This is a genomic window from Nostoc sp., assembly GCF_036917575.1.
Classification (GTDB): Bacteria; Cyanobacteriota; Cyanobacteriia; order Cyanobacteriales; family Nostocaceae; genus Nostoc.
Genome location: NZ_JBALDC010000061.1, coordinates 140,885 through 153,997 on the forward strand (window position 1 = coordinate 140,885; position 13,113 = coordinate 153,997).

The window sequence follows — 13,113 nt, forward strand, 5'->3', positions numbered from 1 at the left end:
CGACCATTGATCGGCAAATATTCTTTGGATATATAGGTAAACAGATCATAAAGTTAGAGCAATGCCGAATAGCCCGCCTTCGGCATCACGCTCCGTCCCGTCCCCGAAAAGTAATCCGTGTTCAGGCAAACTTGACGGTAAAATGTCTCGGATTCCTTGATAACTTACTGTATTCTGGGATATCCATTCTTTGTGTAGAGCCGAATGATTCCTATAGATATGAAACGACTCATCAAAAAAACCTCTAACCCAGTTCGCAAGAAAACAGAAGTAACCCCATCGCCGACTGAACCCATTGAGATGCCTGAGAGCCAAAATATTCCTGAAACAGTGATTGAACCAAATCCACCTGTGTACATTGAAAACTACGTTTCCGAATCCGAATACATTTCAGAACACTATCGCCCCCTACGCTCTGTTGCCACCCAGAGTTGGCAACCGTCTGACGTGTGGCGCGAGTTGAGGGTTGATGATTACTGCGGGTAAATTAAGCTCTGACTGAATAAAAATTAATATATCATGCTAAATTAACTTCAAAAAAGCCATGAAACGCTTACTAGGCAAGACAAATAAACATTATTTACTAGTTATTTATGGGGTTTCAGCACTGATTTGGGCTTTTGAACTTTATTGTCGAGCCTAGTTTTGATATCTAACTAATAATTTGGCATAACAGCTACTGAAGAACCAAAATTATTAAACCTTAATGCTTCTAGAAAATTTTCTAGAGGCATTAAGGTTTCGTTAAGTTATAGAGTTAAATATAGTGCTTGAATGAAAGTCTATATCCAGAGTAGTTAATCAATTTCACCTTTGGGTAAAGAGCAAATGAATATTAGATGCAATTGTATGAAGATTAGGTTTACTAAGTTCAATTGGCAATACTTGCTGATTATACGCCTCTTGCAAGACTCACTCCAATTGCGCTTTACTTAACAATATTTACCAAAAATAAAGTTCATATAGATGATTTATCAGTAAAGTTTTGGATTACAAGTAAGTACTCTGGGGAGGGATGTGCTAAAAATAGTTTTACGGCAAGTATGCTGTGGTTAACATCTATATATTTGTTAAGTATTGCACTTGGCATTTAAAGTCTAAATAATTCATTAAATTTGATAAATATTGCAAGTTATGAACAAAAAATGGGCTGTCAAACGAATCACAATAAATCTTGCATCAGCTGAAAGCGAAAAACTTGAAAAATATTGTGCAAGTACAGGTAGACCTGCAACTGATGTGATTCGGGAGTTGATTCGCTCTTTGACAATAACCGAGTTGTCAGCGTTTGAACAGACTACACCTACCCTAAAATATGATGTTCCCATTCTGAAATAATGGCAATTGAATCGCTTGGGTTTGTTTGGCGTTATCAAGGTTAGACAACGAAATCCCCAACAATCTGACACTACGATTCTCCAGTTCAATTGATAAAAACAGTGTTTTGGCTATCTCAAAAATCGTAGAGAGTTCACTAATGGGAGTAAACATTGTCTTACTGCGGGTTATCTGATGATAGTCAGAAAACTTGACTTTCAGAGTTAATGTGCGTCCTCGCGTTTCATGCTGCTCTAACCGTTGCTCTACAATTTGGGCAATCTGGTCGAGTTCTTGCAACATCTGACCAATATCGCTTAAGTCATTTGCAAACGAATTTTCTGCACCAATCGACTTACGAACTCGATTCGCCTCAACTGGGCGGCCATCTTCTGCCCTAGCAATTTTGTGGTAATATTGCCCAGCTTTCCCAAAGTGGTGTGTCAACTCACTAAGCGATGCCTCCGGCAACGTCAGAGACGAACGCTGCTTCAAATCTGCGCCAGTATGAATGGCGAGCGAATGCATCTTAGTTGCCGTTACCTCTCCAATACCGTGAAACTTTTCAATTGGCAGCTGCTCTACAAAGGCGATTGCATCCTCCGGTAAAATGACTGTCAACCTATTGGGCTTGTTCTGCCCTGATGCCATTTTTGCTTTTAAACTTGTTAATCGACACGCCTGCGGTTGGCGTCAACTGAGTTTCCTGGACAATTGCAGTTTTGATATGTCTTGCGATTGTAGAGGACTAGGTTATATTCTGCTTATTCTCCGTCACATCTAAATATGCTTCTTCCATTGCAACCCCTTCCACCAAATCAGTGTAGCGTTTGAATATGGCATGGATTGCTGTAGAAATCTCTCGGTAAACGTCGAATCTTGGTCTAACAAAGATAAGCTCAGGACATTTAGCGATGCCTGCGGCAACGTCAAAGACAATCGCTGTTATTGAAGGCATCGCTGAGTGAATACCGAATTTCCTCGCTTCATAACTCGCTGCTGCAACCACGCCTCGTTGATTGGGGCTGCCACCGACGACTAACGGTTTTCCTCGGTAGCTAGGGTTATCTCGCTGTTCTACTGATGCGTAGAAAGCGTCCATATCTACATGAATTATTTTCCTAGTTATAGCGGCAGATTGTTGTCTCAAACGTAGCTTTGTCACAAGCAGTCTCGCTTTTTACATCATTTTCAAGAAAGTAAATGCAATATCACTTTTATAGTACACTAGCACTAGTTGAGAGATAAAATTACCGTATCTGCATTCAACTTCACCATTAAAGTATAATTTATTACCTGTTAATAGCCTAGTTGTAATTACTTTTCAACTAATGCGTCAAACTGCAATGGGACTTTCACTAACTGCTGTCGTTTTGAGCAACTATCTCTTGAAGGGGTGTTTGAAGGGATACATAGTTTTTATGCCATCAGGCAAGCGAAGAAAGTTTTTTAAGTAGAAAAGAACATACCTGGAATTGCAACTATATTAAATATTAAACAGCTCTAACTTAATTAGTTCAAAAACATAAAAGAACACACATGACCACTAAAATAGATTTTCAAGGGAATATGGATAACGCAAGCATTCCATTGAATCAAAACAAAGAAGAAGTATTTCAATGGACAAAGCAGTGGTATCCAGTAGCAGTTGTGAATTTTCTAGATCCATCTCGCCCACATGCAATACAGTTATTAGGAAAAGATTTAGTCTTGTGGCGAGACAGTTTGAGTAAATGGTCTTGCTTTGAAGATTGTTGCCCCCATCGACTAGCTCCTCTTTCAGAAGGGCGTGTTGAGCCTGATGGCACACTTTTATGTGCTTATCATGCTTGGCGTTTTGATTCGCAGGGAAACTGTGTGAGCATTCCCCAGTCGAAAGATCAGGAGACATCAAAGAAGCACTGCTCAAATTCAAAGTCATCTGCAATTAGTTATCCAACACAAGAACGGCAGGGTTTATTGTGGGTTTGGGCTGAGTCTGGTTCTGATGCACAGCTTGAAAGTCAATTGAGGACACCACGAATTATTCCAGAACTTGAAGAAAACTCCGACAGAGTAGTTCATCTATTTTGGAATATACGTGACCTACCCTATGGATGGGACTTTTTTATGGAAAATGTAGCTGACCCAGCCCATGTCCCTGTTTCCCACCACGGTCTAGTTGGCAATCGCTATAAAGATGCTAATTACTACGATATGGTTTGCATCAAGCAAATGTCTACTCAAGAAGGATTTTCTTTTGAAATTACACCGACTGCTCCCACGATCTCGCAAGCAATTCACGACTTCCAACCACCTTGTCAGATGAGAATTGTTTCTACTTCCAAAGATGGTGGGAAGCTGATCTTGGCATTGTATGCTAGTCCTACACGTCCAGGATGGTGTCGTCATATTGGCTGCCAGGTCTTAGTTAAGAACGAGATGGGTAAGACACCTAAAGGATTAGGAGTCTTTGGGCTACCAATGCCAACTTGGCTAGGACATGTTTTGTCATCCTTGTTCTTACACCAAGACTTAGTATTTCTTCATTATCAACAGAATATTCTAGCTAAACGCCAAAAGGGCCAATGGGTAAACGCAGTTTATACACCCAATCCTCAAGATAAAATGGTAATTACATTTCGCCAGTGGTTGGAGAAAAAAGCTGGAGGTAGTATTCCTTGGGCTTTGGGGTGTAATACCGATCTTCCCTTGCTGGAATTAGACAAACAAAAGCTTTTTGATGTCTGGACAACTCATACCCAACATTGCCAAGTTTGCAAAGATGCTTTGAAAAATATCAAACGTCTACGGGTGTTGGCTTACGGGTTATCTATATTATGCTTATGTGTTGCTGTAATTCTTGATGCAAGGGCCATAGCGGTAAAAGCTGCATTAACATCTGCAAACCAAATGCCCGCGTCACTTTTAACGGTTTTTCCTCATACAGGATTCTGGTGGGCGCTTGGGGGTGCAACATCATTTGTACTTCTAGGATACTTGCTTAATAAATTTAGTCGCCTATTTTACGTTTACGAGTTTGAACACACACACAATGATTAATCTACTCAAGGTAAGTCCTAAGAAAATTTATTCAAAAGGCTCAGTTGGCAGGAGCGTCCAGCCAACTGAGCCTTTTGAATTCCAAACTTCCAAACCAAGTTGTACCCCGTTCGAGAGATGCCAATAGTTTCGCCTATTGCTATGACTAGCAGATTAGTCCAGAAATATTTTACTCAATTAACCCCAAATACCGATGAAATGCTTCAACGGCATTTGTTACTCCATCTTCACCTCTTAACTTCTGTCCTAACTCTTGGGCTTTCTTCTTCATCACCTCATTGCCTAGTACAACTTCAATAGCCTCTGCCAAAGCTTCTTGTGATAATTTCTTATATGGTATTGGTGCAGGGCTGACTCCCAGTCGGGTTAGCTTTTCACCCCAAACTGGCTGATCTGCAAAAAAGGGTACGGTAACTGATGGTATCCCCGCACGTAACACTGCCGCCGTTGTACTAGCTCCTCCATGATGTACTACTGCTGGCACTTGAGGAAATAACCAATCATGAGGAACTTCCTTGATCACAAACACTCGTAGCGAATCTTTTATATTCACTGTTCTTCCAACGTCCCCCCAACCTGACAATATGATGCCGCCTTGATGGGTTTTCTTTAAGGCTTCTACGATGTAGTGTGTGAGATATTCTGGATTAGCCATCGTCATGCTGCCAAATCCAAAACACAAAGGTAATTGCTTTCGTCCAAGAAAATCCTCTAGTTCCAGAGGTGGCTCGTATTCGGAGGCTTGGTCAATAAACCAAAAACCAGTCACATACGTCCAATGCGGCCAGTCTTTTGGTTTTGGGATTACGTGTGAACTAAATCCATATAGTACCGGGATTCGTGATACATTTGCCGGAGTTTTTTGTCTGAAGCGTCTGCCTAAATATGGCAAAGGCGGCAATTTCAAAGTTTCCGTTCTGAAATGATTGAGCAGTTTCCGGTATCTTTGCCAGTACAAAAACTCTATTAGCAAGTAGCTGCCATAGTTGATTGCTTTCTTTAATGGGTTTTTAGTTATCTGACCAAATCTTAAAAACCCAAACATCCCTGTGGGAGTCAACGGCATAACTGATGCGAAAAAGCAAGGTACGCCTAATTTCTCTGCAATGTGATATCCAAAAGTAGCTAGCGGCGTATATATAATCACTTCACTTCCAACACACGCACTCCAAGCTGATTCCAACTGTTCAAGTAAAAGCTTATCTCTCTCTTCTGGCTTCAATTTTTCTCCCGCAATCAATCGCTGCCCTTGTTTGGATTGCAGAAACTCTTCCATATTGCCAGCGATCGCTGCAAACTTTAAATCGAACTTCCTCACAAATGGCTCAAAGTTCTCATGCGTTGCCAGCGTTACTTCATGCCCCGCACGCTTCAAACCAATAGCCAAAGCACAATAAGGTTGCAAGTCTCCCCTTGAACCTACGGTTAATATCGTAATCTTCAGTTTTCGGCTTGGTGCTATAGGTAGACTTTGGCTCAAATCTTTTTCCTGCTGAAAACGTAAGTATCCAAAAATTGTACTAATTTCTTGTGCCTCTAAGCGATAAGCTAATACAGTTGAGATCAGCCTGTTTTTTCTCTCCCCGTTCCCTTACTTACACAGAGGAATTTTCTTAACTCAACCACATTGAGCCAATTGCGATCGCTGTTGCATTAGTTAATATACAGTCAAAACAATTCACGCATGATCAATTTCATGAAAGGGTTTTGGGAATACCGTTATCTTTGGGTTTTAACTTGAGAATAAACGGAACAGCTTTCAATACCCAATCGGACACGGGTGTATAATTAGCAGCTTCTTTTCTAAAGCTAATAGAGAGCATATCAGTATGAATAATCCCCGGATTGAGGGGCATAGCTGCCATACCATTCGGCAATTCTTATGCTAAAGAACGAGTTAATCCTTCTATTGCCTACTTAGAAGCACAGTATGGTGCTACTTGGGCTGAAGTCGAACGTCCCCAGCCAGAACTAAAGTTAACAATAATACCCTGTTTATTTTTCACCATTGCTGGTACAAAATGACGAATTATATTCACTAGCTTAATAACTCCAATAATTCCTTTATATTGAGTATTATTCATAAACGATTGGTCAGCTTGGGCAGTTGCCTTTTGACCCCACAACAGACCTAACCGTTGCATTCGCCATAAACCCAAGCGATGAATTTCTTGCCCAGGAATGAGAAAATCACCGTTATTGGTTTGTAAAACAGTCTGTCTTTCACTATAGGGCTGAATGGTTCCTGGCCGTAAGCACGAAATCCGTTAATGAATGTGAAGTCGATTTCTTCTAAATGAATTAGGCGATCTAATTCAAATGTTACATTTTTTATTCCTAATTCTTCTTCAATCTCTTTATAATTTCTTAATGTGCCATCAATTAGCAAGTTGCAAATTTTTTCTCGAAGCTGCTCTTTCTCTTCAGATGTCCGTATACGCCAATTATCTATACTCATAAGTAGAAAGTTCTGGTGATTCTAATTCGCTAATGAAGCCAGTCAAGGCAAATGGGCATTTACAATTCAAAGCTTTTCCTATGGAATTAGCATTCAAGTGATATTATTTGTCAAGAATATCATAAATTTTTTCATAACTCAATTCTAGATTTTTATCTAGTTCCCAAAGTAGTACTTCTATTTTGGTTGTTAATTCATACATGAGTAATACATCAAGCTAGGTTATCTGATAACGCTTCACCATAGTTTATAGGTTGTTGTGATTCTGGTAAAGCTTGATATCCAAAGAATGAAATTTACTCTTGGGATGTATTGAAATTAAGTCTGCTATCCCGCAACAAATAGAGTTTTTAGAGGAGATTAATCTAAATGAACGAAACTAATAAGTTAATTGTAAATGAGAAAATTTATTGCATTTAGCGGCCGGATGCTCAACCCTTTGTTCTAGCTAGATAAATATTAATTAGAAGCTATAACATAAATATAATATCAATTTCATTGTTATTCTTGGATATTTAGATTCATTTTGAGGTACTGGCGGTAGAGTATGGATTCATCATTCTGACGCAAGGCGCTCTTGTAACGCTGGTTCAACTTCTGGCGCTCTTATAAGTAAGGAGTTATCCTCTGGTGATGATTCTTCTCTCAATATATTGACGCAAGAGCGAAGTAAGGATTCAGCCGTTGTTAGGAGCGTTCGTACACGCATCAGCCGATTTCGTCGCTCAATCCCAAGTTGCGCCTCTAAAAAACGTGGGTCATTGTCATGGCTCAAATGAATAACCTTGACTAGTTGCTTCTCAATAGAGGGTTCAAATATTGGTTCTCTTGCTGTCAACTTATTGTAACCATAAACACCACTTGGACGTTTCACACTGTAGTGGTGTACTTCGCAGCCAGAAGGAGCAATGTATTGCCCTTCTTTATTTTTCAATTGCTTATATAACTGTTTCACAAGGGAGGCGATCGCATCCATTCTCTCGGTTACACCCAAACTTAGGGCAGTTTGAGGGCATCCCCTGGCCATTAACATCATGATTGCAGCAATTGCCATCAGTCATAATCTAACTTTAGTTACTGGCAATTTATCTCATTATCAAAGGATTCAGGATTTAGATTATTCATTAAAACTAGATAACTGGCGTTTATAGTAACAAGGGTGATGGATAAAGTACCATCAAGTTTTGCTATTAGCCAAATGCTCTAATGCAGATGTAAAAGCCCCTGTACTAATCATTTTGGACTGACTCAGCTCAACTTCAGCGGCTTCCTGTTTTCCATACCGAGTCTGCATACAATGATGTGTCGAAATCTGGCGAAATATTGCCGTTAACGATACGGGCTTCTTGTAATGACCAGTCAGCAAAGAACAAGTCATGGCTGATGCGTGCTACTACTGCTGGCACATCGCGTCGGATACTAGGTACATCGCCGATGGGCAGACCGAAGCTGACGAAGCCAGCAGGATTGAACACATGAATGTCCTTCAGATAAGGAGCATTGCCAGGTACTTTCTCTTGGTATTCATGGGCGCTGCCAAGGTAAGGGTGGGTGCTAAGTTGATCGTCACGCTGGTCGGCTGGGGCTTCATAGCGATCGCGCCAGAGTGCGATGTGATGTGCAAATTCGGCGAGTTCCGGCCGCTTTGTCGGGTCAACAAAGTAGCCAGTACCAGCGATCGCAAAATCGAACTCGAAAACATCATCATTTACCTGAGCGACGATACGATTGCCCTGGTTGTGAGCAGATTTCCACGGTGCAGATAAGTGCAGGTGAAAGTTAGAGAACGTTATTACCCGCTCGATTGCATCTGGTGGTGGTGTAGAACCAACCTGATTAAACCGCCAAGCTTGGAACCAGCGAGCTACATCAGGTAATTGCGGATAGTTATAGTAAGCGCCAGGATAACCCCGGAGGCGATTCACGGGCAGAGATGCGATCGCTGACCGTCGCGCGAACAGGTGTACTGCCTTAGCACCTGATTCCAATGCCACTCCTGCCGCATCAAAAGCTGAGGCCGCAGCACCCAGCACTGCTACTGTTTTGCCACGCAGATTGTTGAAGTCGATTTCATCGGCGGTATGTGCATATAAGGTACGTGGCAGAGATGCCAATACAGGCGGTATGTTTGGGCCACCAGTGCCAGCTACACCGTTGGCGAAGATAATTTTACGTGTGGTTTCCACCTGGGCGACACCGTTCACTTCTAGGTGTAGACGAAAGAAACCTGCGTCTGGCTCAATCCGCACTAACTTCGTCTGATACCGAACTGGAATACCCAGAAAATGCCGATACCAGCTGAGGTACTCAGCCCATACCACTCGTGGAATGCGGTCAAGCGCTGCGTATGCCTCAACACCGTGCTGCGTCTCGTACCAAGCTTGAAATGATAGCGCCGGAATGCCCAGCTCTGGCCCTGGCAGGTTTTTCGGTGTGCGTAGCTTTTTCATCCGCGCCCGCGTCAGCCACACGCCAGCATGAGCTTCGTCAAGAGCCTCGTCGATAACTGTCACGCGGCCAATGCCAGCACGCCGCAGGGCAAATGCAAAGGTACTGCCACTACCACTGCCGCCTACTATCGTCACATTGTGGTCAATGCCTGAGCGATCGCTTACCCAGTTTTCGGGATCGGGGCCGAGTAGGCGCAACGCCTCACGTGCGGCAAAATCGAGGTCAGTCGTTGTTGTCATGTCGGTATTTGAGAATGAAATGAGATTTTATTGAGATTAGTAATCCTAAAAAGCATAATATTACGACAAACTAATAATTAGTTAGTCTAATATTAAGTTTTACAAAAAAATAATTACTAACTGTTAGCGAAGTGGTGCTGATGTCACCCAAATACTTGAAAGAAGCTACTCTAGTAAAGGTGTACTGCACATTGCAAATTAGTTGAAATGTTTCTATTAATTTGAGTAGCTGATAACGTTTATCTTTATTTATTGGCGATGCTTGTGGTGGGCTACACCTACGCCTTTAAAGAAAAACTTTTTAGTTTGCTGAAAATCCCAAACCATTTTATTTTCTGCTTCAGAACACGCTTACGATCAGCAGATTCTTGTGGTGGTAATTCCCAAATATCACGGTTTTTATGTTCTTGCTGATCTATTGATTGGAGATGATGTGGTAATTGAGACTGTTGCCCAGATAACCAAGGTACTCCATTTAATAATTCTCTTTCTATGCCATGAAACATATTTGTACCCTTATTAAAAATAAGGTAATTTTGACATTTAGCTTTTTACTTCTTGCTGTAATTATTGGCATTTGGCGATATCTTCGTTAAAACTGCTGTCCCAAAGTGGTTTAACATCAACTTTTGTAGGAATTACACCCGCTTGAAAAAAGGTATCTGCAACCTTTTGCTCAGAAGCAATAGCTTCGTCAGAAACAGGAAGTACTTGTTGACGACGCTGTTGTTGACCTTGCTGGGCATCCTGATAAACGATGTTTTGATCGACATCAATGGTCTTTGCATAATTCTTTGACCACTTCTTAAGATGAGATTCCCGCCAAGTTTGGGATTTTTGCAAGCGGCAGAGGAAATCAGCGATCGCAACTTTCTTTTGTGGATCAGCGATCGCATCAGGTGAAGCAATAATTACGAAGTTACCGCTCAAAATATCTTTTGCAGATTCTAGCACCCGCGCCCCTTCTTTTTCGGCTTGGGGGATGGCATAACCGTAAGTAGCCCAACCATCAAGCTGTCCTTTACGAAAAGCCGAAAGCCCATCAGGTATCGATAAAGGAGTTGCATTGATATCCTTCATCGTCAGCCCGACTTTTTCCAACATCTTAATCAGGAAGTAGTGGGCAGTTGTAGCTTTAACGTAACCTACTTTTTTACCTTTCAGGTCAGCGATCGTTTTGGCAGTGGAGTCCTTGGGTACAAGTACAACTTGACCAACTGTCGGCCCTTTGAGAGTAGCAATAATTTTTACAGATGCTTTCGATTCAATCGCAAAAATCGGCGGAATCTCACTAGCTGAACCCAAGTCAATCGCACCAGCATTGATTGACTGTACCATCAGATTACCGCCGGTAAACTCAGTAAATTGAGTTTGATAAGGGAAATTATCTAGTCCAGCCCACTTTAAATTTAAGTCCCAACCACCTTTATACTTAGCAACACGCAGTTGAGTTGTATTCGATATTGCGATTTTGGATGAGCCAGGATTAGCAGCGATCGTTGCCGGACTGGTAGACTTCACCTCTGAGCAAGCCGTTGTTGCTAGGGCTAAAAAGCAACCCAGGGATAAGAAAAAATTCTGCGATAGCCAATTGGTAGACACGTTAATTTTTGGGTATAAAAAGACAACGAAGAAAAATAACCACCAACTACTCTAATAAGTCTGGTTGTTCGCTCACAATTCGGTCGTAGAGTGGCTGAAAGCTAAACCAACCGCCGGAATGGGTTCCAACTTGGTTATGAGTAAAAGTTGCTGTTTCGTGGTCAATGGGAAATGGTTTGCCAGCTGCTTCTGCAAGCAATTGGGCTTGAGCCGATCGCTCAAAAGAAATGTACCAAAAAGCAGCCTCGTCTACTGTTTCTCCCACTGTCAAAAAACCATGATTCCGCAGGATGACAGCTTTCTTGTCTGCCAAAGATTCAGCAATTCTTTTACCTTCTGAAGTATCTAAAACTACACCTTTATAATCATCAAAGAGGGCGTGGTCTTGATAGAAAGCACAGGCATCTTGAGTTAGAGGATCGAGCAGACGACTAAGACTTGACCAAGATTTACCATACAGAGAATGAGCATGAGCAGCTGCAACTATATCAGGCCGCGCCTCATGAACTTGTGAATGAATGGCAAAGGCGGCACGATTGACAGGAGCATTACCTTTGACAACTTCTCCTTCTCTATCAACCAAAATCAAGTCAGAAACACGGATGTGACCAAAGTACTTGCCAAGGGGATTTACCCAAAAATGGTCAGTAAATTCTGGATCTCTGGCAGTGATGTGGCCTGCTATTCCTTCACTAAAGCCAAAACGAGCAAACAACCGAAATGCAGCAGCAAGGCGTTGTTTGCGGTGGAGTCGTTCTTCTTCAACTCGTTCAAAGACTGGCGGTTGTGGTCTAGTTAAATTTGGCATGATTTTCTCCTTCTTATTTCACAGGTAGATTAAGCTATGGTTGCTGTTGGTCGTTCTTGTCGTTGCACTTGTTGACGTACCAAAGGAATCACATCTCGTCCGTAAGCGATCGCATCTTCCACTGGATCAAAACCACGAATCAATAGTGTTGTCACGCCAGCTTTGTAGTAATCAAATAATGACTCTGCAACTTGTTCTGGAGTCCCTACCAAAGCAGTAGTATTACCACGCGCACCAGTAGCAGCTGCGATCGGTGTCCATAAACGCTTATCATGAATTTCGCTTTCCTGAGCAAAATCCAGCAACCGCAATGAACCAACAGCTTGAGGTCGGAAAGAAGTCTCTGGAGATAACTGAATCCCTGCCTTAGCGCGGGTTTCATTAATCCGTGAGAGAATATAATGCGCCTTTTCCCATGCTTCTGCTTCTGTTTCGCCCAAAATTGGACGCAAGGAAACACTAAACTGTAAATCTTTTCCAGGCGGTGCTGCGGCTTTCACCTCTGCGATCCGTTGTTTAATAGCAGCTATGGGTTCTCCCCAAAACGCATAGACGTTACTGTGCTTCGCACCTACACCTACAGCAGCACCAGAAGCACCCCCGAAATATATTGGAATATGTGGTTGCTGTAAAGGTTTAACTTCCGAAAATGCATCTTTGAGTTGGTAAAATTCCCCTTTATAATCGAAGGGTTCTTCACTCGTCCAAACTCGCCGCACAATATCAAGATATTCATCGGTACGGCGATAGCGAGTATCATGATCGAGCCAGTCACCATCACGCTGTTGTTCAGCATCGCTTCCACCTGTAATGATATGCACTGCAACCCGACCATTAGAAAAATGATCTAATGTTGCTAATTTACGGGCGGCTAAAGTCGGAGCTACAAAACCCGGTCTATGTGCAAGTAAAAATTTGAGTCGTTCTGTTGCAGCAGCTACATAACTGACTACATTAAAGCCATCCGGGCCTGTAGAGCTATAACCAACAAGCACTCGGTCAAAGCCACCATCTTCATGGACTTTCGCAAACTTGCGGACATAAGCTAAGTCTATACTTCCCCCCGTGATAGATACGGTAGGGCTATGTAATTCCGACGCTTCTCGCGTACCAATCATGCCAATAAATTCCACAGGCATATTAAACCCCCTTTGTCATTTGTCTATCGTCAAAAGTTATTCTCCCCTGGTTCTTTT

At 42.1% G+C, this 13,113-nt stretch carries 15 protein-coding genes; 3 read left to right on the top strand and 12 right to left on the bottom strand.

Annotated features, from left to right (window positions below):
- Positions 1-219: 219 nt before the first annotated feature.
- Both V7K79_RS18385 and V7K79_RS18390 read left to right on the top strand, forming a co-directional pair.
- On the top strand, positions 220-486 hold the full coding sequence (locus V7K79_RS18385; RefSeq protein ID WP_335049430.1) for a hypothetical protein: 267 nt from the start codon (positions 220-222) through the stop codon (positions 484-486).
- Between the two features lie 648 nt (positions 487-1,134).
- A complete protein-coding gene (locus V7K79_RS18390; RefSeq protein ID WP_335049431.1) occupies positions 1,135-1,338 on the top strand; it encodes a CopG family transcriptional regulator in 204 nt (67 codons plus the stop codon).
- Here the strand turns inward: V7K79_RS18390 and V7K79_RS18395 are convergent.
- Together V7K79_RS18395 and V7K79_RS18400 are read right to left on the bottom strand one after the other, a co-directional pair.
- Positions 1,309-1,968: a DinB/UmuC family translesion DNA polymerase gene (locus V7K79_RS18395; RefSeq protein ID WP_335049432.1), complete on the bottom strand. Its 660-nt coding sequence runs from the start codon at positions 1,966-1,968 to the stop codon at positions 1,309-1,311. The two genes, V7K79_RS18390 and V7K79_RS18395, sit on opposite strands and share 30 nt — an antisense overlap.
- Before the next feature lie 97 nt (positions 1,969-2,065).
- Complete coding sequence (locus V7K79_RS18400) at positions 2,066-2,482, bottom strand: Y-family DNA polymerase (RefSeq protein ID WP_335049433.1); 417 nt, start codon at positions 2,480-2,482, stop codon at positions 2,066-2,068.
- A 374-nt stretch (positions 2,483-2,856) separates the two neighbouring features.
- Between V7K79_RS18400 and V7K79_RS18405 the strand changes: the two genes are divergently transcribed.
- Positions 2,857-4,359 (top strand): aromatic ring-hydroxylating dioxygenase subunit alpha, encoded by a 1,503-nt coding sequence (locus V7K79_RS18405; protein ID WP_335049434.1) that lies wholly within the window; start codon positions 2,857-2,859, stop codon positions 4,357-4,359.
- Between the two features lie 169 nt (positions 4,360-4,528).
- Here V7K79_RS18405 and V7K79_RS18410 read toward each other — a convergent pair whose 3' ends face one another.
- The 10 genes from V7K79_RS18410 to V7K79_RS18455 all read right to left on the bottom strand — a co-directional run bounded on the left by V7K79_RS18410 (position 4,529) and on the right by V7K79_RS18455 (position 13,056).
- Positions 4,529-5,839, bottom strand: coding sequence for a glycosyltransferase (locus V7K79_RS18410; protein WP_335049435.1), 1,311 nt, complete (start codon positions 5,837-5,839; stop codon positions 4,529-4,531).
- A gap of 214 nt (positions 5,840-6,053) precedes the next feature.
- The gene (locus V7K79_RS18415; protein ID WP_335049436.1) at positions 6,054-6,224 is read right to left on the bottom strand and encodes a hypothetical protein; all 171 of its coding nucleotides are present in this window, start codon (positions 6,222-6,224) and stop codon (positions 6,054-6,056) included.
- A 48-nt stretch (positions 6,225-6,272) separates the two neighbouring features.
- Positions 6,273-6,503, bottom strand: coding sequence for an SDR family NAD(P)-dependent oxidoreductase (locus V7K79_RS18420; RefSeq protein WP_335049437.1), 231 nt, complete (start codon positions 6,501-6,503; stop codon positions 6,273-6,275).
- Positions 6,491-6,817 carry a hypothetical protein gene (locus V7K79_RS18425; protein WP_335049438.1) on the bottom strand — a complete coding sequence of 109 codons (327 nt, stop codon included), beginning with the start codon at positions 6,815-6,817 and terminating at the stop codon, positions 6,491-6,493. The genes V7K79_RS18420 and V7K79_RS18425 overlap by 13 nt, the downstream gene beginning before the upstream one ends.
- A 556-nt stretch (positions 6,818-7,373) precedes the next feature.
- Positions 7,374-7,871: a hypothetical protein gene (locus tag V7K79_RS18430; RefSeq protein ID WP_335049439.1), complete on the bottom strand. Its 498-nt coding sequence runs from the start codon at positions 7,869-7,871 to the stop codon at positions 7,374-7,376.
- 205 nt (positions 7,872-8,076) lie between these two features.
- Positions 8,077-9,507, bottom strand: a complete 1,431-nt coding sequence (locus tag V7K79_RS18435) for an NAD(P)-binding domain-containing protein (RefSeq protein ID WP_335049440.1) — start codon at positions 9,505-9,507, stop codon at positions 8,077-8,079.
- Between the two features lie 278 nt (positions 9,508-9,785).
- Positions 9,786-10,013, bottom strand: coding sequence for a hypothetical protein (locus V7K79_RS18440; RefSeq protein WP_335049441.1), 228 nt, complete (start codon positions 10,011-10,013; stop codon positions 9,786-9,788).
- A gap of 61 nt (positions 10,014-10,074) precedes the next feature.
- Entirely contained in the window at positions 10,075-11,109 is a 1,035-nt protein-coding gene (locus tag V7K79_RS18445) for an ABC transporter substrate-binding protein (RefSeq protein ID WP_335049442.1), read from the bottom strand.
- Positions 11,110-11,155: 46 nt separating this feature from the next.
- On the bottom strand, positions 11,156-11,917 hold the full coding sequence (locus tag V7K79_RS18450; RefSeq protein ID WP_335049443.1) for a class II aldolase/adducin family protein: 762 nt from the start codon (positions 11,915-11,917) through the stop codon (positions 11,156-11,158).
- 29 nt (positions 11,918-11,946) lie between these two features.
- Entirely contained in the window at positions 11,947-13,056 is a 1,110-nt protein-coding gene (locus tag V7K79_RS18455; RefSeq protein ID WP_335049444.1) for an LLM class flavin-dependent oxidoreductase, read from the bottom strand.
- Between the last annotated feature and the right edge of the window lie 57 nt (positions 13,057-13,113).

What these genes read in the sequence shown, in the direction of transcription:
- V7K79_RS18385 (WP_335049430.1), top strand. Translation starts at nt 220, where the DNA reads ATGAAACGACTCATCAAAAAAACCTCTAACCCAGTTCGCAAGAAAACA.
- V7K79_RS18390 (WP_335049431.1), top strand. Translation starts at nt 1,135, where the DNA reads ATGAACAAAAAATGGGCTGTCAAACGAATCACAATAAATCTTGCATCA.
- V7K79_RS18395 (WP_335049432.1), bottom strand. Translation starts at nt 1,968, where the DNA reads ATGGCATCAGGGCAGAACAAGCCCAATAGGTTGACAGTCATTTTACCG.
- V7K79_RS18405 (WP_335049434.1), top strand. Translation starts at nt 2,857, where the DNA reads ATGACCACTAAAATAGATTTTCAAGGGAATATGGATAACGCAAGCATT.
- V7K79_RS18415 (WP_335049436.1), bottom strand. Translation starts at nt 6,224, where the DNA reads ATGGCAGCTATGCCCCTCAATCCGGGGATTATTCATACTGATATGCTC.
- V7K79_RS18420 (WP_335049437.1), bottom strand. Translation starts at nt 6,503, where the DNA reads ATGCAACGGTTAGGTCTGTTGTGGGGTCAAAAGGCAACTGCCCAAGCT.
- V7K79_RS18425 (WP_335049438.1), bottom strand. Translation starts at nt 6,817, where the DNA reads ATGAGTATAGATAATTGGCGTATACGGACATCTGAAGAGAAAGAGCAG.
- V7K79_RS18430 (WP_335049439.1), bottom strand. Translation starts at nt 7,871, where the DNA reads ATGGCAATTGCTGCAATCATGATGTTAATGGCCAGGGGATGCCCTCAA.
- V7K79_RS18435 (WP_335049440.1), bottom strand. Translation starts at nt 9,507, where the DNA reads ATGACAACAACGACTGACCTCGATTTTGCCGCACGTGAGGCGTTGCGC.
- V7K79_RS18440 (WP_335049441.1), bottom strand. Translation starts at nt 10,013, where the DNA reads ATGTTTCATGGCATAGAAAGAGAATTATTAAATGGAGTACCTTGGTTA.
- V7K79_RS18450 (WP_335049443.1), bottom strand. Translation starts at nt 11,917, where the DNA reads ATGCCAAATTTAACTAGACCACAACCGCCAGTCTTTGAACGAGTTGAA.
- V7K79_RS18455 (WP_335049444.1), bottom strand. Translation starts at nt 13,056, where the DNA reads ATGCCTGTGGAATTTATTGGCATGATTGGTACGCGAGAAGCGTCGGAA.